This window comes from Pseudomonadota bacterium (assembly GCA_013285465.1).
GTDB lineage: Bacteria > Pseudomonadota > Alphaproteobacteria > Micavibrionales > CSBR16-224 > CSBR16-224.
Genome location: CP053449.1, coordinates 2,378,489 through 2,397,252 on the forward strand (window position 1 = coordinate 2,378,489; position 18,764 = coordinate 2,397,252).

At 51.8% G+C, this 18,764-nt stretch carries 17 protein-coding genes; 8 read left to right on the forward strand and 9 right to left on the reverse strand.

What is annotated here, in order from left to right; all coding sequences use genetic code 11:
- The first annotated feature begins 48 nt into the window (after positions 1-48).
- The 3 genes from pgi to HND56_11430 are packed head-to-tail and all read left to right on the forward strand — an operon-like array spanning position 49 to position 3,647.
- Positions 49-1,629 (forward strand): glucose-6-phosphate isomerase, encoded by a 1,581-nt coding sequence (gene pgi / locus HND56_11420; protein QKK06259.1) that lies wholly within the window; start codon positions 49-51, stop codon positions 1,627-1,629.
- A 54-nt stretch (positions 1,630-1,683) separates the two neighbouring features.
- A complete protein-coding gene (locus tag HND56_11425; protein QKK06260.1) occupies positions 1,684-3,306 on the forward strand; it encodes an alpha-glucosidase in 1,623 nt (540 codons plus the stop codon).
- A gap of 5 nt (positions 3,307-3,311) precedes the next feature.
- Positions 3,312-3,647 carry a hypothetical protein gene (locus HND56_11430; GenBank protein QKK06261.1) on the forward strand — a complete coding sequence of 112 codons (336 nt, stop codon included), beginning with the start codon at positions 3,312-3,314 and terminating at the stop codon, positions 3,645-3,647.
- Positions 3,648-3,725: 78 nt separating this feature from the next.
- On the opposite strand, the gene HND56_11435 is transcribed toward HND56_11430, so the two are convergent.
- Complete coding sequence (locus HND56_11435; protein ID QKK06262.1) at positions 3,726-5,285, reverse strand: hypothetical protein; 1,560 nt, start codon at positions 5,283-5,285, stop codon at positions 3,726-3,728.
- 194 nt (positions 5,286-5,479) lie between these two features.
- Here HND56_11435 and HND56_11440 point away from each other — a divergent pair, with 194 nt between their 5' ends.
- Both HND56_11440 and uvrB read left to right on the forward strand, forming a co-directional pair.
- Positions 5,480-5,866, forward strand: a complete 387-nt coding sequence (locus HND56_11440) for a hypothetical protein (protein QKK06263.1) — start codon at positions 5,480-5,482, stop codon at positions 5,864-5,866.
- Positions 5,867-5,878: 12 nt separating this feature from the next.
- Positions 5,879-7,918, forward strand: coding sequence for an excinuclease ABC subunit UvrB (gene uvrB / locus HND56_11445; GenBank protein QKK06264.1), 2,040 nt, complete (start codon positions 5,879-5,881; stop codon positions 7,916-7,918).
- Between the two features lie 135 nt (positions 7,919-8,053).
- On the opposite strand, the gene HND56_11450 is transcribed toward uvrB, so the two are convergent.
- Positions 8,054-8,437 (reverse strand): hypothetical protein, encoded by a 384-nt coding sequence (locus tag HND56_11450; GenBank protein QKK06265.1) that lies wholly within the window; start codon positions 8,435-8,437, stop codon positions 8,054-8,056.
- Between the two features lie 162 nt (positions 8,438-8,599).
- On the opposite strand from HND56_11450, the gene HND56_11455 reads away from it, so the two are divergent.
- Positions 8,600-9,256, forward strand: a complete 657-nt coding sequence (locus HND56_11455) for a hypothetical protein (GenBank protein QKK06266.1) — start codon at positions 8,600-8,602, stop codon at positions 9,254-9,256.
- 40 nt (positions 9,257-9,296) lie between these two features.
- Here HND56_11455 and HND56_11460 read toward each other — a convergent pair whose 3' ends face one another.
- Positions 9,297-10,748, reverse strand: coding sequence for an NADP-dependent isocitrate dehydrogenase (locus HND56_11460; protein ID QKK06267.1), 1,452 nt, complete (start codon positions 10,746-10,748; stop codon positions 9,297-9,299).
- A gap of 145 nt (positions 10,749-10,893) precedes the next feature.
- On the opposite strand from HND56_11460, the gene deoA reads away from it, so the two are divergent.
- Together deoA and HND56_11470 are read left to right on the forward strand one after the other, a co-directional pair.
- Positions 10,894-12,219 carry a thymidine phosphorylase gene (gene deoA / locus HND56_11465; protein QKK06268.1) on the forward strand — a complete coding sequence of 442 codons (1,326 nt, stop codon included), beginning with the start codon at positions 10,894-10,896 and terminating at the stop codon, positions 12,217-12,219.
- 12 nt (positions 12,220-12,231) lie between these two features.
- Positions 12,232-12,654 (forward strand): cytidine deaminase, encoded by a 423-nt coding sequence (locus HND56_11470; GenBank protein QKK06269.1) that lies wholly within the window; start codon positions 12,232-12,234, stop codon positions 12,652-12,654.
- 88 nt (positions 12,655-12,742) lie between these two features.
- On the opposite strand, the gene HND56_11475 is transcribed toward HND56_11470, so the two are convergent.
- The 6 genes from HND56_11475 to HND56_11500 form a co-directional block, all read right to left on the reverse strand.
- On the reverse strand, positions 12,743-12,919 hold the full coding sequence (locus HND56_11475; GenBank protein QKK06270.1) for a DUF465 domain-containing protein: 177 nt from the start codon (positions 12,917-12,919) through the stop codon (positions 12,743-12,745).
- Between the two features lie 168 nt (positions 12,920-13,087).
- A complete protein-coding gene (locus tag HND56_11480; protein QKK06271.1) occupies positions 13,088-13,819 on the reverse strand; it encodes a hypothetical protein in 732 nt (243 codons plus the stop codon).
- Between the two features lie 34 nt (positions 13,820-13,853).
- Positions 13,854-15,893 carry a VWA domain-containing protein gene (locus tag HND56_11485; protein ID QKK06640.1) on the reverse strand — a complete coding sequence of 680 codons (2,040 nt, stop codon included), beginning with the start codon at positions 15,891-15,893 and terminating at the stop codon, positions 13,854-13,856.
- 389 nt (positions 15,894-16,282) lie between these two features.
- Positions 16,283-16,849, reverse strand: a complete 567-nt coding sequence (locus HND56_11490; GenBank protein ID QKK06272.1) for an RNA polymerase sigma factor — start codon at positions 16,847-16,849, stop codon at positions 16,283-16,285.
- A 77-nt stretch (positions 16,850-16,926) separates the two neighbouring features.
- Entirely contained in the window at positions 16,927-18,168 is a 1,242-nt protein-coding gene (locus tag HND56_11495; protein QKK06273.1) for a DUF2336 domain-containing protein, read from the reverse strand.
- A gap of 61 nt (positions 18,169-18,229) precedes the next feature.
- Positions 18,230-18,709: a winged helix-turn-helix transcriptional regulator gene (locus HND56_11500; protein QKK06274.1), complete on the reverse strand. Its 480-nt coding sequence runs from the start codon at positions 18,707-18,709 to the stop codon at positions 18,230-18,232.
- Positions 18,710-18,764 lie beyond the last annotated feature (55 nt).

Sequence of the window (18,764 nt, forward strand, 5' to 3'; positions counted from 1 at the left end):
GAGTCTGCTCTCAAGAGTAACAGCGACAAAAATCTGCGGGAGTGTGTGATGAACAGTAAAAAAGAAATCTGGCGGAATTTATCCGCACATCAGAAAAAAATGCAGGATATCCGTATGGGTGACCTGTTTACGCAGGATTCCGCACGGGCGGAGAAATTCACCATATCCTATGATTCCCTGACGCTGGATTATTCCAAAAACCGTATCACGGAAGAAACGCGCAGCCTGCTGCTGGAACTGCTGGAAGCGTCGGGATTTGAAGAAAAACGCGCCGCCATGTTCGCAGGCGACCGTATCAATACCACCGAAAACCGCGCCGTTCTGCATACGGCTTTGCGCAATGTTGCCGAACGCCCCGTGCTGCTGGATGATGAGGATGTGATGCCCGAAGTTATCGCCGTCTGGGAACAGATGCAGGCTTTTGAAGACTCCGTGAATTCCGGTGACTGGACAGGCTTTTCCGGTAAAAGAATCACCGATATCGTCAATATCGGTATCGGCGGCTCCGTGCTTGGTTCGGATATGGTGATTGACGCGCTGAAGGATTTTCATACCGGAAAGCTGCGCTGCCATTTTGTCACCAATGTCGATGCGACGGAAATCAGCGATGTGATGCAATCCCTGAACCCTGAAACAACCCTGTTCCTTGTCGCTTCGAAAAGCTTTACCACGCAGGAAACCATGGCCAATGCCCGCACGGCGCGGGACTGGCTGGTCGCGCATTACAACGGTAAGGAAGAGGCTGTCGCCGACCATTTTGTCGCCATGTCCACCAATGAAGATGCCGTCAAAGCTTTCGGCATTGATATTGATAACATGTTCCCTTTCCGTGACTGGGTCGGCGGACGGTACAGCAGCTGGTCATCCATCGGCCTTGCCACTTGCCTGATGATCGGTTTTGACCATTTCAAATCATTGCTGGAAGGCGCCTATATGGCGGATATGCATTTCCTGAAAGCCGCTCCCGCGGAAAACATTCCTGTGACGCTGGCGCTGATCGGCATCTGGTACCGCAATTTCTGGGATGCGCCCTGTTACAGTGTCGTACCGTATTTTTCACGGCTGAAAAAACTGCCGCTCTGGCTGCAGCAGGTGGATATGGAGAGTAACGGCAAATATGTCACCGCAGCAGGCAAAACCTCCGAAACCGCCACAGGGCCGATCGTTTTCGGCTATCCCGGCACCGATGCGCAGCATTCCTATTTTCAGCTGATGCATCAGGGTACGGATATGATTCCGGCGGATTTCATCGGCATCCTCAAACCCGGCCATAAAATATCCGCACAGCATGATATGCTGATGGCCAATATGCTGGCACAGGCCGAGGCGCTGATGCTGGGACAGGAAAGCCCGAATGACCCCGCCCGTTATTTCCCCGGCAACCGCCCGACCAATACGATGCTGCTGGAAAAACTGACACCCTATACGCTTGGCCTGCTGATGGCGGTTTATGAGCATAAAATCTTTGTGCAGGGCATCGTGTGGGAAATCAACAGCTTTGACCAGTTCGGGGTCGAGCTGGGTAAGGTTCTGGCCGACCGCATTCTGGGCGAGGTCGCCGCAGATGCGGTAGGGGCGCATGATTCCTCGACAATGGAACTGTTTGCGCGCTGTTTCAAAAAATCGTAACATTTTGCTTTCCGGTTCTCCGGTATCAAAGCCGATATGAAGAAAGGACAATCTATGAGTGAATGGTGGCGCGGCGCAGTCATGTACCAGATTTATCCCCGCAGTTTTTGTGATGCCCGCGGTGACGGCGTCGGCGATCTGAAAGGGATTACCGGAAAGGTTCCCTATATCGCCGCACTGGGCGTTGACGGCATCTGGCTGTCACCTTTCTTTCAATCGCCGATGAAGGATTTCGGTTATGACGTCTCCGATTACCTCAGCATCGACCCGCTTTTCGGGACGATGGAGGATTTCGAGGAAATGCTCGCCGAAATGCACAAGCACGGGCTGAAACTGATTATTGATCTGGTTTTAAGCCATACCTCCGACCAGCATGAATGGTTCAAGGAAAGCCGCCGTGATACGCATAACGCAAAAGCCGACTGGTATGTCTGGGCCGATCCGAAGCCCGACGGCAGCCCGCCGAATAACTGGCTCAGCATTTTCGGCGGCGTGGCATGGGATTATGAAGGCCGCCGCGGCCAGTATTACATGCATTCCTTCCTGTCCTCCCAGCCCGATTTAAATGTCCGCAATCCCGAAGTGCAGGATGCGCTTTTGGATGTTGCGAAATTCTGGCTGGAAAAAGGTGTGGACGGCTTCCGCCTTGATGTCGCGAATTTCTACATGCATGACGAACAACTGCGCGACAACCCGCCGCAAACCGAGTTTGAACCGGGTAAGGTTTATAACGGGCTTTACACCAAGCCCTTCCCTTATGATATGCAGCAGCATCTCTATGATAAGTCACAGCCGGAAAATCTGCTGTTTATCGAAAGGCTGCGCGCCCTGACCGACCAGTATGACGGCAAAATGATGGTGGCGGAAATCGGCGATGATAACAGTATGAAAACCTGCACCGAATATACCAAAGGCGATAACCGCCTGCATACGGCTTATAATATGGAGCTGCTGGGCTGGCATGACGGCGCGGAGGAAATTCACGAGCTGTTCACCCGCTATAACAGCTATGAAGGCGGCTGGCCGGCATGGGCTTTTTCCAACCATGATGTTTTGCGTATTGCCTCCCGCGGCAAACAGGATGATGCGGCGCTGCAAAAACAACGCGTCAAAATGCTGACGGCGCTTCTGACCAGCCTGCGCGGCACGATTTTCCTGTATCAGGGCGAGGAGCTGGGACTAACCGAAGCCGATGTCCCTTTTGAAAAACTGCAGGATCCTTTCGGTATTTTTCTGTATCCCGACAGCAAAGGCCGCGACGGCTGCCGTACGCCGGTTCCCTGGACAAGCGCAGAGAAAAACGCCGGTTTCTCCACGGCAGAGGAGACATGGCTGCCTATCCCGGAAGAGCACCGTCTTGCCGCTGTTTCAGCGCAGGAGAATGACCCGGATTCCGTGCTGAATTTTGTCCGCCAGTTTCTGGAATGGCGTAAAAATCATACGGCGCTGGTCACGGGTGAAATTGATTTTGACATCGCCAAAAACAATTTGCTGGTGTTCCGTCGTCAAACCGGTGATGAAACCGTGATTGCCGGATTTAATCTGGGCAGTGATGTCAAAACACTCGACAAGGATGAAAGCTGGCAATTGCTGGACGGGCACGGACTGCCCGTCACCGTCAATGACAATGCGATCAAACTTCCCGCTTTTGGCGGCTTTTTCGCAAAACGGGTATGAAATATATGAAACGTCTTTTGCTGATGTCAGGCTTTGTGCTGGCCGCCTCATTTTCCGCACCGGAAAAGGCGCAGGCGGAAAGCTATTACCTGACGGCGCAGGAATTACTGCAAATGTGCGGCAGCAGTTTTAATACCGATTACGGCTACTGCGCGGGTTATGTCACAGGTGTTGCCGATGAATTGCTGGGAAGTGCGGCCTCCTGCCATAAGGTCAGCGTCAAAAGCCAGCAGCTGCGCGATATTACCGTGCGCTATATGGAGAAACATCCGGAAAGCCTGAACCGCCCTGCCCGCAGCGTCACCGCAGAAGCTCTGGCGGCGGCCTTCCCCTGCCGCTAGAAAACCTGCATCACAGATATTAAAAAGGCCTCCCGAAAGGAGGCCTTTTCTTTTTTTACTGTGCTCCAAATTCTTTCTTTACGGGGCCTGCTGCTGCATCGGCTGTTGTTGCGGCGGTTGCTGACCGCCCCCCATCATCATCATCATGGCATCCTGACCGTTCACCAGCATTTTTCCTTCACGGCTGACGACGAAATCATAGGTTAAGACGGATTGTCCGGTCTTTTCATCCGTTCCCGGCTTGCCAAGCTGCTGTACCAGCATCAACGGCATCAGCGCCTGCTGCATCATCGGCGGCAGTTCCTGCGCTTTTGCCTGACTTTCCGCCAGCATCTCGTTCAAATTACGCAACCGTCCGAAGAATTGTGCCGTAAATCCGAACATGGCCGTATTGTCGGCAACCGCCTCACCTTTCAGCGATGTTCCCAAAGCCGGCATATCAACAGCGTGGTTTTCAAGCGTATATTTGGTTCCGGCCTCGCTCAGCATTTGCTGGATTGCCGCCATATTCAAACCTTCCGCACCGCGCGCATCCGGCTGCAATGCCGTACTCAACAGCGACAACAAGCCTTTCATCGGCATATTGGTAACATTCATTTTATAGTCGATCAGCGTCGGAATATATTGCTGGAAATCAGCCTGAATGCCCGGAATGGACAAACCGTTCAGATTTCCGCTGAGCCGGACCGAAATATTTTCACCGCGCATACCGTTCAGACCGAAACCGAAACCGGTATCTTTAATCGAGAAAGAGACCGCATCACGACCGACCGGCTGGAAATTCACCGTCATATCTTTCAGGGAGAAATCCGTATCCATGCCGTTTGCCGCTTCCAGCATCAGGGTGACGATACTATTAGCATAGGCGGCACTTTCTTCAGCCGTCATATTCTCCATATCAGCTTCGCCCATTTCTTTCTGGAACTGCGTCATTCCCGCCAGATCAAAGGCTTCGGAGGTTCCCGTCAGGACAATATCGCCGATACCGACAAAGAAATTGCCTTCCTGTTCACTGAAAGAATCAATCTTCAGCATATTGGCTGAAAATTTGCTGGGGCCGCTGTAATAGCCGCTCGCATCGGGTTCAAGATTCATCATCCCGCTTAAATCGTTAATTGTCAGGGTGATACCGGCTGCGGGCATCGCCATTTTGACATCCTGATAGGAAAAGCTGTATTTCGGCGTCGCTGAAATTGACGGCACATAAAGCGCATGCGCCTTTTGCTGACCGATATTCAATTGAAAGACTTCCTGCCCTGTGGAATCTTTCCCCAAAATCGGCATCGGCATCGCAACGCTCATATTCAGCGCATCATCGCCTTCCGGCACAACATTCATCACCATCTGGCCGAAATCAACCAGCAGCTTATCCGCCGCATTTGTCGGATGCTCCATTTCCAGCGCATATTCCGGCAGCACGACCTGATAATAACCGTCATGTTGGGTCACGCTCACTTCGCCCTCATGTTTTAACTTCATGGAGGGGATATTGCCGTAAACCTTATCCGCGTAATCGATCTGCTCCTGAATAATATTTTGCAGTTTTGCAGCCCCGGCATCGTCAATCACCTGCGCGTAAGACGGTGATGCGGCAAAGAATAGCGTGGCCGCAGTAAGGGCCGTAATCGTTTTTTTCATGGAAACACACTCCTAAATTATCGTGGTCAAATAGCGGATATTATCTTTATGAAACACGGAATTCGCATGAAAGACAAGTCTGCCGGTAAAATAAATTCTTCATCATCATGGCCTATCCTGACAAAACTTCCTTAAAAAACCCTTTAAAAGATGTTATGGTGCGTCTCCTTAATTTTAAAACGGATGCAAAAGCGATGAAAAACCTTGCGCTAACCCTGATCTGTGCAGCAGCATTATGCCTGTGCTTCACCAAAAAAAGCGACGCGGCCTATCTGACGGCGCTGGATCTGCTGACCATGTGTGACAGCGGCGAAAAAGCCCGTCAGGAAACCTGCGCCAGCTATATTGCCGGCGTCGTCGATTATCACCGCCTGATTCATTCGCTGGGAACCGCCCCGACGGTTGATTTCTGCGTACCGGGCAAAATGAAGCTGGAAGATGTGATTCTTCATGTCACACAATATTTGAAAAAACAGCCGCAGCATGATGCTTTCATCGCCTCCCCCGCGATTGCGCTGGCGCTGTATCATTATTTCCCGTGCAAGGGCGGCACGCGGAACGCCTCCGTACAACGCAAATAGGCGCGGCACGTCATGGTCAAAAAAACCATGCTCGACCCTGCTATCGTTTATGACGGCGATGGCACGGAAATTCTGCCCTTCCGGCTGGAAACGGATTTCACCCCCACAGGCGACCAACCGCGCGCGATTGCGGAGCTGATGACAGGACTGAACAGGGGCGAAGCCAATCAGGTTTTGCTTGGCGTCACCGGATCGGGAAAGACCTTCACCATGGCGCAGGTCATTATGCAGACACAGCGCCCTGCGCTGATCCTTGCCCCGAACAAGACCCTCGCCGCGCAGCTTTATGCGGAGATGAAAGGGTTTTTCCCGCATAATGCCGTGGAATATTTCGTCTCCTATTACGATTATTACCAGCCCGAAGCCTATATCCCGAAAACCGATACCTATATCGAGAAGGATTCGGCGATCAATGAACAGATCGACCGTATGCGCCACGCCGCCACCCGCGCCATTTTGGAGCGGCGGGATACGATTATCGTTGCCAGCGTCTCCTGCATCTACGGTATCGGAGATGTGGAAACCTATCAGGCGATGGCTTTCTCCGTTAAAAAAGGCGCGGTCATGGACCGCAATGATTTCATCCGCAATCTGGTCGCGCTGCATTACAAACGCAATGATATTGATTTTTCGCGCGGCTGTTTCCGCGTGCGCGGCGATACGGTCGAACTCTTCCCCGCCCACCTTGAGGATAGCGCATGGCGTTTCTCCCTGTTCGGGGATGAGCTGGAGGAGATCACAAGCTTTGATCCGCTGACAGGCAAAAAGACCGGCAGTCTTGACGCTGTCAAGATTTACGCCAACAGCCATTATGTCACGCCGAAACCGACCATGCAGCAGGCGCTGAAACAGATCAAAGAGGATTTGAAAACCCGCATCGCGGAATTTGAAGCCGCAGGAAAAATGCTGGAGGCGCAGCGCCTTGACCAGCGCACGCAATTCGATATCGAAATGCTGGAAGCCACCGGAATCTGCCCCGGTATTGAAAATTATTCCCGTTATCTGACAGGGCGTGCGCCCGGTGCGCCGCCGCCGACGCTGTTTGAATATCTGCCCGAAGATGCGTTGCTGTTTGTGGATGAAAGCCATGTCATGGTGCCGCAAATCCGCGCCATGTATAATGGTGACCGCGCCCGCAAAACCAATCTGTCCGAATACGGTTTCCGCCTGCCTGCCTGTATGGATAACCGCCCGCTGAAATTCGAGGAATGGGAGGACATCCGCCCGCAATCGGTTTTCGTTTCCGCCACCCCCGCCCCGTGGGAGCTGGAACAAACGGGCGGCGTCTTTGTGGAACAGGTCATCCGCCCGACCGGATTGATCGACCCGCCGGTCCTGATCCGCCCCGTGGAAAATCAGGTCGATGATCTGATGACGGAATGCCGCGAAGTGATCGCCAAAGGCTACCGCACATTGGTCACGACATTGACCAAGCGCATGGCCGAGGATTTAACCGAATATATGGTCGAGGCAGGCGTGAAAGTGCGCTATATGCATTCGGATGTCGAAACGCTGGAACGTATCGAGATTATCCGTGAATTGAGATTGGGCGAAATTGACGTGCTGATCGGCATCAACCTGCTGCGCGAAGGGCTGGACATTCCCGAATGTGCGCTGGTCGCCATTCTGGATGCGGATAAGGAAGGCTTTTTGCGCAGCCGTACCTCCCTGATTCAAACCATTGGCCGCGCGGCGCGGAATGTTGACGGGCGCGTGATACTTTACGCCGATAAGATGACCGACAGTATTAATGCGGCTTTGGAGGAAACCTCCCGCCGCCGCGAGAAACAGCAGCTTTATAATGCCGAACACGGCATCACACCGGAAACCGTGAAAAAGGCCATTGCCGCAAGCATGGCGGAAAAAGAGGAAACAGGCGCGCTGGTCAAAATTGACGGCGAAATCCTGAATCTGGCCGGCAAAGACCTCGAAAACCATGTCAAAAAACTGGAAAAACAAATGAAAGCCGCCGCCGCCGATCTGGATTTCGAGGAAGCCGCCAAACTCCGCGACGAAATCCGCCGCTTAGAAACCGCCGCCCTCAGCCTTTAATGCCCCGCCCCCTCCGTCATTGCGAGCGACCAGCGGGAGCGCGGCAATCCAGAACCCTGCCGGATTCCGCAATTAACTCTGCGCCTTTTATCTCCAATAAAAGATATAGAAGTACTCTAGAAACAGGACGTTTCATCATTTTTTCTTTTTAACGGGTACCACAAAACTCTCGGGATAACGTCTATGTTTATCTGTTATAGCGTCTGTAATTCCGAAGTCCAAAAATACTGCGCTAGCAATAATTTTTCCACCCATTTCACTAGGGATCATGCCGACTACTTCTCTACCATCATCTGTTTTACAGTCATATTTCAAGCCATCATCGGATTTTCTAACATAAATTGTGGTGGGAAGTTCCGCCGTCCAGACGCCACGCTTATTTTGGAGTTGGCATTTCCCCTCTACCCCATCGCTAAAGGAAATCGCAATAGGTGTCATAGCATCTTCAGTTAAAGTAGCGCATCCTGATATACTAAATATTCCACATAAAATTATAGTTATAGCCATGTACTTTTTCATTTTTTCATCCTTGAAATATATTTATGTATTTAGATATTAAGAACTAAATACAAATTCTTTCGTATTGTCCAGTAATAAACTATAAAAGACCAATAAAACCAAAGTAATTTTTACAGCCACACCCCATTGATTTGAATCCATTACTTAGACATCGGAGTACCAATGAAAAATAAAAACAACAGTGACGTTTTATACAGAAAGCTAATGGTTATAGCTGAAAATATTTGTGCCGAAACAAAATGGCTCTACGTAAATTATGAAATTCTAATAGCCGCAGATAAAGAGGAAGTGTCTGATAAATTTATAAATACTTATGCTGGTAACGTATGGAATGCCCTAAGAAGAAGCCTTCTTAATGAAACTTTAATAGGAATATCAAAACTTATCATAGATAAAAAAGACAATCCGTCTTCGTTCCATTCCCTGCACGAATTACTAAGAAAACAGGGAGTCCTTGAAATCATTAAACTAAATTACACCCAAGCAGAAAGTGAATTTCAAAATCGACACAAAGAACTTCTGAATGGGTTATTACGACTAGAGGAATATTTAAAAACGCATGATGTAGTGAAGAGTTTAGTTAGACATCGTAATAATTACTTAGTTCATCGATCACAAAAGGTTTCTTCAAAAACAGAAAATCTGAAATGGGGAGATGAAAAAATATTAATTGAAATTGTTTCAGAAATCATTCATCCAATGGAACTTCTTATATTGAATGTTGGTAATATTTCTAACTCCACAAGATCAATATATAAGGCGTATGCAGAAAACTTCTGGAACGGATTTGAGCCAAATGACGAAAAATTTTCTTGGTAGCTTTTAACTAATTGAGTACATTAAAGCAAAGAGATCAGCATCAATCCCCCTGTGCGAGGCTGAAGCCGCGCTGACCGTCAAAATGATAGAGGTTATCGGTTTTTACGACATCGAAACCGGCCTTATACAGTGCCGCCAGCAATTCCGCGATTTGGCCGCCGGTCAGTTCCTCCCCGTCTGCCGACATATAGCGGCAGCACCAGTGATCGGCGATGCGGTGATCTTCCAGCGCATAGGGCCAGACTTTCAAGCCGCCGACGGCAATCGAGGATAAATCCGGCCCGCCTGTCTGAACGGCGTTCAGTTTCTTTGCCAGTGCCGAGGGTGTCGCACTCTCCGACCAGTCAAGAAACACATCCACGCCGACCAGCTCTTTCTTTTGACGGGGCGGCAGTTTTGTGACAAACAACCCCATATCCATACGCCCCTCGCCATAAGAGGCCACAGGCAGTTTTTCCGGTTTCCGCCCCAGCCGTGCCACAACCGCCTTGGCAAAACCGTCTGTACCCACCGTCTCGACCGTATGTTCCGCACTGGCAATCTCGCCCGTATGTACGCCGTCTTCCAATGTGCGCAGCCAGGCATTGTGGATATTTTCCGCCACATCCGTCTGACCGATATGTTGCAGCATTAATAATGCGCCATGCAGCAGCCCTGACGGATTGGCAATGCCTTTGCCCGCAATATCGGGGGCACTGCCGTGGATGGCCTCGAACATTGCACCGCGCCGCCCGATATTCGCCGAACCGCACAGCCCGACCGAGCCTGCAACCTCCGCCGCAATATCGGATAAGATATCACCGTAAAGATTCTCGGTGACGATCACATCAAACTGTTCGGGGCGGGAGGCAATGCGCGCCGCGCCGATATCGACAATCCAGTGATCGCTTTCAATCTCGGGATATTCGGCGCGAATTTCGTCAAAAACCTTGTGAAACAGCCCGTCAGCCATTTTCATGATATTGTCTTTGGAAATGCAGGAGACCTTTTTGCGCCCCGCCAGCCGCGCATATTCAAAGGCATAGCGGATAATCTTTTCCGACCCGGCGCGGGAAATCAGCTTCAAAGCCTGCACCGTATTGGTCGTCTGACGGTGTTCAATCCCCGCATAGATATCTTCCTCATTCTCGCGCACGATCACCATATCCATTTTCGGCTGTAATGTGCGTACATAAGGCGCATAGGAGACGCAAGGGCGGATATTGGCAAACATGCCCAGCGTTTTGCGCACTGTCACATTCAGGCTTTTAAAACCGCCGCCCTGCGGTGTCGTGATTGGTGCTTTCAGAAAGCATTTTGTACGTTCCAGCGATTCCCATGCGCTGTCGGCAATGCCCGAGGGCGTGCCGCTTTTATAGACTTTCTCGCCGATATCGATGGTTTCAATCTCAAGCTGCGCCCCTGCCGCATCCAGAATATGCAGAACCGCCGCCATAATTTCCGGGCCGATGCCGTCGCCATGCGCGACTGTGATGGGGGTTTTTGTTGTCATTTTTTTGTTTTCCCTCTTTTTATTGTTTTAATTTTTAATCTTCCGGGCGGCTTTTTGATAAGCTCTTTCTTTTCAGCCAAGAAAATACTAATCTTTTGAGCATAAGATACGCGACAAAACCCATTAAAGACAAGGAATTTAGACCATGCTGCCACAGGAAATCATCCGCAAAAAACGCGACGGCGAAAAACTGAGTGAAAGCGAGATCAAAGCCTTCATCAAAGGCGTGACGGATGACAGCGTCACCGAAGGACAAGTCGCCGCCTTCTGCATGGCCGTATTGTTCAACAAGATGGAGATGGATGAACGCGTCGCCCTGACGACCGCCATGGCAGGGTCGGGAGAGGTACTGGACTGGTCGGGAGAAGACCTCGGCGGGCCTATTCTGGATAAACATTCCACCGGCGGCATCGGCGATAAGGTCAGCCTGATCCTTGCCCCCGTCATCGCCGCCTGCGGCGGTTTCGTGCCGATGATTTCAGGCCGCGGGCTGGGACATACGGGCGGCACATTGGACAAGATGGATTCCATCCCCGGCTATCAATCCATGCCCGATAATGCGCTGTTCCGCAAAGCTGTGCGCGAGGCAGGCTGCGCCATTATCGGCGCAACGGGCGACCTTGCCCCTGCCGATAAACGCATTTACAGCATCCGTGATGTCACCGCGACCGTGGAATCGCTTGATCTGATTACTGCCTCCATCCTGTCCAAGAAAATGGCGGCGGGGCTGGACGGTCTTGTCATGGATGTCAAATTCGGCACAGGTGCCTTTATGCGCGATTATGATGATGCCAAGGCACTGGCAGACAGCATCGTACAGGTTGCCAATGGCGGCGGCTTGCCGACGGTGGCGCTGCTGACCGATATGAACCAGACATTGGGCCGGACGGCAGGCAATGCCGTTGAAGTGCTGGAATCCGTAGAGTTCCTGCGCGGTGAAAACCGCAATCCGCGCCTTTACGAGGTCAATGCCGCGCTTTGTGCCGAATTGCTGGTGCTTGGCAAGCTGGCGCAGGATACGGATATCGCCCGCGGCATGGTCGATGCCGTGCTGGAAAACGGTCAGGCCGCCGAACATTTCGCCAAAATGGTGACGGTACTGGGCGGCCCCGCCGATTTCATGGATAAACCGGAAAAATATCTGAAAGCTGCGCCTGTCATCCGCGAATTCTTCCCTGAAGAAACAGGCACGCTCTCCGCAGTTGATGCCCGCAAAATCGGCCTTGCCATTGTCGGTATCGGCGGCGGCCGCACCCGCCCGCAGGACGGTATCGATCACAGCGTCGGACTGACGGAGATCGCGCAAATCGGCGATATTGTCGGTAAAAACAACAAACCGCTGGCCATCATCCACGCACAATCCGAAGAAAACTGGCAAAAAACCGCCGCTGCGCTGGCGGATGCCGTCACAGTCGCAACCGCCGGTGATGCGGCAGATGCCGTCATCGTGCGTGAAAAAATCGCCGCTTAAAGGACAAACGCCATGACGGAAATTTCCGCTGATATTCTTGAAAAGATGAAAAACGCGGCGATGGGCGCACAGAAAAACGCCTATTGCCCTTATTCCGACCACCCTGTCGGCACGGCCGTATTGGATGAACAGGGGCGTATTTTCGGCGGCTGTAATGTCGAAACCGCGCATTTTAAAGGTGTTTGCGCCGAAGCCTCGGCGATTTCCGCCATGGTCACGGCAGGCGGAAAAAAGCTGCAAGCCGTTTTCATCACCGCGCCGGATGAAAATCTCTGCGGCCCCTGCGGGGACTGCCGCCAGCGCCTGTACGAATTCGCCACAGCCGATATGCCGATCTATGCCGCAACAAAATCCGGCAATGTGAAGAAAATCCTGACGCTGGAAGAATTACTGCCCTATGCTTTCGGGCCGGAAAACATCCCGCCGCGCGGATAACAAAAGGCGGCGTTCGCCCAATGAAGCAGCGAACCCCGCCCTGTTGTGATCATTTACCTGTTATATCATGATGATTTGGGCGTGGAGGTCACGCCGACTGACTTCGCCTTAATTCTTCAATACGGTCTTTTAAGACAAGTTTCTCACGTTTCAGCTCCCGCAAGGCGCGTTCATCCGCCGCAGGATGCGTCATTTCTTCGTGAAGTCTTTTTTTGAGAGTATCGCGTTGCTGTTCCAGCGCGTGGAGATGATTTTCCATGCTCATGTGACTTGTCCTTCTCCGTAATTAAGTTCAAATTTGATGCTTTGCACAGATTGCGTAAAGCCTCGTCTCTTAAGCCTCCGTAGCCGTTCCGTGTTGCGCAAAGAGACACTTCGCACAGTCATCAAAACAGTTCGCTACAAAGACATCTATCATTGTAGCGAAGCCGTCTTAATTTTCCATTAATTCCCGCGTCGGCGGCGGCGTTTCAGCGGGCGTTTCCTTTCTATCAGCCTCTGTTTCCGGTGTTGTTGGCTCTACCGCTTCCTGCAAAGCGGCTTCCTGAACGGCAGAAGGGCCATAGCGTTCCATATAATCAACATTAGGCAAACCGCCCAGTGTATAAGCACCTTTCAAGACAACCTGCCCCATCACCAGAATAAAGCAGACCAGCGCCCCAGCCAGCTCCACAGGCGGTTTGAAAATACGGTAAATCATGTAACCGCCGATACCGTAACCGTAAAGGCGCAGTACCAGCATGACATCCTCCAGGGTTTTCGGCTCAAAAACACCGTAATAGCGCAGCGCCATAAACAGCATACCCAGCGGGATAAATATCAGACTGATCCAATTTGAAACCGTGTAATAAAGCCAGATACGGTTCGTGTTGCCGCCCGTGACGAAACGGGCAAAACCGTAGATCATCAGAAAACCGATCGTAAAGGAGGCAAGACCCGACAGAAAATGCACAAAAAAAACATAATCTGCAGAGAAAGCTTCCGTCCCGATCGGCGGATGGATTCTTGTCGAGACAAATGACAGCGGCAAAGATATCAGACTAACGGCAAAAGAGATAAAGGTTTCACGCGGCGTGCCGGAAAAACGTTCGATACCGCTGGGAATAAACAAGGCTGTTTCAAAAGCCCCGATCAAACGTTTTTTTATCTCGGCTGCAACGCTCATACCCTTATCTCCTTTTCACCATCATATTTTCCCGTTATTGCGGGCGCATCGCGGAGGCTGATTTTGCCAGCCGCACCAGATTGATAAATTCCGCGCGATAGCCGAATTCATCTTCACCGCGCCCTGATTTCGCCAGATCGATAATCGCGTCGTAATCCATGTTATTAATGTAACGTCCGCCACGCAATTTCTGCGCAAATCCCGCCACCGCTGCGGCAAAGCGCATATCATCCGGCAGGGCTTCCATCGCTTTACCGTCTTGCAATGTCACCGGACGCGTCAGCAAACGGCTGGTGTTTTCTGCGGGCAGTTTATAGCGGATTTTGACGTACGCGTACTCTTCCGTACTTTGCGGTGTTTCCGTATCCGCTGCCGCTTTTTCCGCTGCGCCGCCTGCTTCACCGTAACGCAAATCATCAATAATGCGGTTTTGCGGCACGGAGGTCGGCGTAATTTCATAAAGTGCCGTCACCGTATGACCCGCGCCAATTTCACCGGCATCTACCGCATCATTATTGAAGTCCTCGCGTGCCAAAGCGCGGGTTTCATAGCCGATTAAACGATATTCGGAGACAAGATTCGGGTTGAATTCCACCTGGATTTTCACATCTTTGGCAATCGGGAACAGCGTTGAGGACGCCTCTTCCACCAGCACTTTCCGTGCCTCGGACAGCGTATCGATATAAGCGGCATGGCCGTTGCCTTTTTGTGCCAGCACCTGCATCAGGCGGTCATTGAAATTCCCCTGCCCGAAACCGAGAATAGACAGGAACACACCGCTGTCGCGTTTTCTTTCGACAAAATCCTGCAATTCGCGCGGATTGCTGATACCGACATTGAAATCACCATCCGTACCCAGAATAATGCGGTTAACGGCGTTTTTGTCAAAACTTGCCTCCGCCATCGCATAGGCTTTCTGGATCCCCGCCGCACCGGCCGTCGAGCCAGAGGAACGCAACTGTTCCAGCGCATTGATGATTTTATGCTTTTCAGAGACTTTGGTCGGCTCCAGCGCCGTTCCCGCCCGTCCGGCATAGGTGACGATACCGACCGTGTCATTGGGGTCAAGCTTGTCCACCAGCAGTTTCATTGCATTGATCAGCAGCGGCAGACGGTCGGGCGCATTCATCGACCCGGATGTATCCAGCAGGAACACCAGATTGGCGCGCGGACGGCTCTCGCTGACCGTGTCATAGCCTTTCACGCCGATATGCATGATCTTGTTTCCGGCTTTCCACGGGCTGTCATAGACCGCGATATTCGGCAGGAAGGGTTCTTCCCTGCTTTCCGGTAAGGCGTAATCATAGGGGAAATAATTGATCATTTCCTCGATACGTACGGCATCTTTCGGCGGCAACACACCGTTATTCAAGGCGCGGCGCACAAAGCTGTAAGCCGTGGTATCAACATCTGCGGAGAATGTCGAGACAGGCTCCGCCGCCACCGCTTTCGCCGGATTTTCAGGAAATTCCTCAAAACGGTCGCGCCCCTCATCCTGATAATGCACCACCACCTGATCATCGGGGACAGGCATCGTAATCACAGGCTCGGGCGTTGGCACAACAATCGGCGGCTGCGGCGCAATAATGCCGGGGGCAACGCGCTCCTGCTCCTCTGCCATAATTTTGCTTTCCACCGGCATATTGACGGCAGGCGAGGTTGCGGGCATGGCGCGGTTTTCGACCGCCATACGGTCGGCTTCCATCCGTCCATCCGCGATAGACGCTCCTTTGCCGCGGTCAAGCCGTTCCTGCCCGACGCTTTCTGCCAATGTCATCGCCTGACGGCGCGGGCGGTATTGTTCCTTTTTCGCCAATTCGCGGGTTTTGCCACCACTACCGCTAATACTCAGCTGTCCTTGTATCTGCCCAATCGGTGTCGGCAAAGCACTACTGCCAACCTGTTTTGCAATTTCAGCACGCTTAATATTCGTTGCTTCAACAGCTTTTCTGTATTCTTCAGGCGTTTCTTCCCCGACCGTTCCCTGCACCGTTGCGGATGGGCGTATCATGGAAGTATCTTTATCCTGTTTCTTCTTGGAACCCAGAAGGTCGCCGTAATCCACATTCCCCATTTGCGTATGCACCAAATGCCCCGATGCCTGATCGGGGAAAGCCTGCCGGTAAACCTCCATCGGGCCGCCGAGTAAAACCAATACCGCACAGGCCGCCACCGCGCCTGACATTCCGCCGATTACAAAACGTTTATTCATGATCCGTCTCCATATGTTCAAGGGTTCATCTGTGCGGCTTTTTTTGCCGCTCTCCCCTTTAAGACGATCATACCCGTCAATTCCTTTGATATTTTTTTCAGCGCTGTCTTCATGCGCATCTTCCAGCCCGATTCCCAGCTGCGCATTATCGAAGGCTTCCATTGCCGCCGCCAGCGCCTCCTGCTTCGCCGTATTATCGGCTTCGGGCGCATCCATTTGCTGCAAAATCTGTTTCAGACGTTTTTCTTCAATCATTTCCCGTCCTCCACTGTTTTTGTCTGGACAATTTTACCCAGTTTTTTGCGCGCCTCGAACAGCCGCCATGACACGGTGGTTTCGGCACAATCCAGTACATCCGCTGCCTCTTTATGGCTAAGTCCCTCCCAGCAGACCAGCAAAATCACATCGCGCTGCGCCTCGGGCAGCGCATCCACCGCCGCCAGCACCTCTTTCATTTCCAGTTTCTTTTCAGGATTTTCTTCCGCCACAGGCGTGATTTCGGGTTTCAACGGCACTTCACGCGCACCGATGCGGCCTCTTTGCCGTATATGATCTTTGGCCGCATTCACCGTCAGACGGTAAAGCCATGTCGTAAAAGCCGCTTCAAAACGGTAGGAGGACATCACCCGTGCCAGCTTGATCGCGACATTCTGCGCGACATCCTCGGCATCTTCCTTATTGCCGCAGAATTTCCACGCAATCGCATAAATTTTGCCGTAATGACGTTCCACAAGCATCGCAAAAGCTTCCCTGTCGCCGCCGGCAGCCCGGCGAATCCATTCATCATCTTCCTGTTTTTGCGCCGTTTCCGTTGCCATAGCGGTTTTTCTTCTCCAGACGCCTTTCCTTTAAGACGCGAGCTGTAGGGAAATCCTTTGAAAAAATTATAACCTTTTTACCCGTCTTTGATATGCAGTATTTTTTTCATCTCGTCTTCTTCCAGCGGGTAATCGGTGCCGCCGCGTGCATAAATCAAATTGCGCGGCTGTACCCCCGCCAGTTTTTTCTGTAATTCCAGCGCCAGACGCATCTGCAACCCCGCCTTCCAGCACAGCGCCACAATAAATGCCGCATCATGTTTTGCCGCCGCTGCGTGAATATCGGCGATTTTCACCCCTGTCATCTGGTGCAGCGCCTCTTCCACAAATTTGATATTCTGCCAGGCCAGCGCGTCCAGCAGTGTTTCCGTCCCCAGTTTTCCTGATTTTTTATAGGCCGCGACCTGTTTTTTAACATCGCCCTCGGCGGTATTTTCCTGAAATTCAATCCGCCGTTTTACCAAGGCGACAATATCGGCACTGGTTTGTTTATCGAAATCTTTCCGTTTTTGCAGCAGAGAAAAGACGGTTTTTCCGGCATAACCGACCAGCTTGCGCGTCAATTCAAAGGTGAGGGACGGATGCAGCGCAATGGAGTCATGCCAATCAAGGCAGTCACGCGCATAATCGACAATTTCCTCCAATGTTTCAGGCGCAATCACCGCGCCGCGGTTTTGCAAAAGCAGTTTTCCCGCCATCACATCCAGCGTTTTGAAAATCCCCTCCGACAGCTCCTCGCCGACCTCTCCGCGCTGTGCCACAGCCTGTACCGCCCAGCTTTCCGGATGATGCGCCAAGATCGCCAGCAAATCCTTGTCACTAATCACTTTGCAATAGCGCAGCAGATTCTCCGAAACTTCCCGCTCCACATCCGCCGCCAGCTTTGCCATCACATGCGGCGGCGCCACACCCATATCCTGCAAACCTGTCGATAATGCGCGGCGGATTTTCAACATTTCATCTTCCGCCAGAATGGCCAGCGCCTGCACGGCAAAGCCGAAAAGCTGACCGTGTTCCGGTGTCGAAAGCCCGGGCAACAGCTTGACCAGACGCCCCGCCAAGGCATTACGCACATCGGCATTTTCGTCTTTCGCCAGTTTTTCACTGATTTGCAAAGGGGTGGCCGTATTGCCCGCGACAGCTTCGCGAACCTTGTCCGACGGGTCTTCCGCCATAAAATACAGCATTTCGGGAGAGGTGTGCGGGTCTTCGGCAAGCTTTTTCCGTGCCGCTTCATCGCCTGTTTCAAGAATTTCCTTATCCGCTTCGTAACGCTTTTTGGACGAGAAAAAAAACAAACGGCGTAAGAACGCAAACATGGCAGATTGCCTCTGGAATATTCCTTATAAAACAGAAAAGCCTGAAATACGGCTTAAAAGATCAGTTCGCCGCCGTTTTCGGGATATGCAGATTGCCGCCCGTCATTTGCGACGCCCAGAACCGCTCCAGCGCTTTCAGATTATCATTCAGCTCCGACAACCCCTCCTGCGGCAGGCCGATATCGGCCAGATCCGCTTCGTGCTGGCGGTACAGATCGGCAAGCGCCGCATTCAGCGCGCGCCCCTTATCGGAGAGATGCACACGCAGCGAGCGTTTATCATGGACGGAGCGCTCTTGAATCAGATAACCGTTTTCCACCATTTTCTTGACGTTATAGGACACATTCGATCCCAGATAATAGCCGCGTACCGTTAACTCGCCGACCGTCATTTCATCATCGCCGATATTGTGCAGCACAAGGCTTTGCACGTTATTGATGTCATGGATACCTGCGCGTTCCAGCTCGACCTTCAAAACGTCAAGAAACTGGCGGTGCAACCGCTCAATCAGGTGGATTATTTCGTAATATGGTGAACTCATCGGACTTCTTCTCCCGGGGAATAGACTTTCAAGATATATCCTAGACCTTTTTCAA

Coding starts and splice junctions, on each gene's coding strand:
- HND56_11490 (QKK06272.1), bottom strand. CDS start 16,849: ATGGCAACGGAAACGGCGCAAAAACAGGAAGATGATGAATGGATTCGC.
- HND56_11500 (QKK06274.1), bottom strand. CDS start 18,709: ATGAGTTCACCATATTACGAAATAATCCACCTGATTGAGCGGTTGCAC.
- HND56_11485 (QKK06640.1), bottom strand. CDS start 15,893: ATGGGGAATGTGGATTACGGCGACCTTCTGGGTTCCAAGAAGAAACAG.
- HND56_11425 (QKK06260.1), top strand. CDS start 1,684: ATGAGTGAATGGTGGCGCGGCGCAGTCATGTACCAGATTTATCCCCGC.
- HND56_11450 (QKK06265.1), bottom strand. CDS start 8,437: ATGAAAAAGTACATGGCTATAACTATAATTTTATGTGGAATATTTAGT.
- HND56_11475 (QKK06270.1), bottom strand. CDS start 12,919: ATGAGCATGGAAAATCATCTCCACGCGCTGGAACAGCAACGCGATACT.
- HND56_11495 (QKK06273.1), bottom strand. CDS start 18,168: ATGTTTGCGTTCTTACGCCGTTTGTTTTTTTTCTCGTCCAAAAAGCGT.
- HND56_11440 (QKK06263.1), top strand. CDS start 5,480: ATGAAAAACCTTGCGCTAACCCTGATCTGTGCAGCAGCATTATGCCTG.
- HND56_11430 (QKK06261.1), top strand. CDS start 3,312: ATGAAACGTCTTTTGCTGATGTCAGGCTTTGTGCTGGCCGCCTCATTT.
- deoA (QKK06268.1), top strand. CDS start 10,894: ATGCTGCCACAGGAAATCATCCGCAAAAAACGCGACGGCGAAAAACTG.
- HND56_11480 (QKK06271.1), bottom strand. CDS start 13,819: ATGAGCGTTGCAGCCGAGATAAAAAAACGTTTGATCGGGGCTTTTGAA.
- HND56_11470 (QKK06269.1), top strand. CDS start 12,232: ATGACGGAAATTTCCGCTGATATTCTTGAAAAGATGAAAAACGCGGCG.
- pgi (QKK06259.1), top strand. CDS start 49: ATGAACAGTAAAAAAGAAATCTGGCGGAATTTATCCGCACATCAGAAA.
- HND56_11435 (QKK06262.1), bottom strand. CDS start 5,285: ATGAAAAAAACGATTACGGCCCTTACTGCGGCCACGCTATTCTTTGCC.
- uvrB (QKK06264.1), top strand. CDS start 5,879: ATGGTCAAAAAAACCATGCTCGACCCTGCTATCGTTTATGACGGCGAT.
- HND56_11455 (QKK06266.1), top strand. CDS start 8,600: ATGAAAAATAAAAACAACAGTGACGTTTTATACAGAAAGCTAATGGTT.
- HND56_11460 (QKK06267.1), bottom strand. CDS start 10,748: ATGACAACAAAAACCCCCATCACAGTCGCGCATGGCGACGGCATCGGC.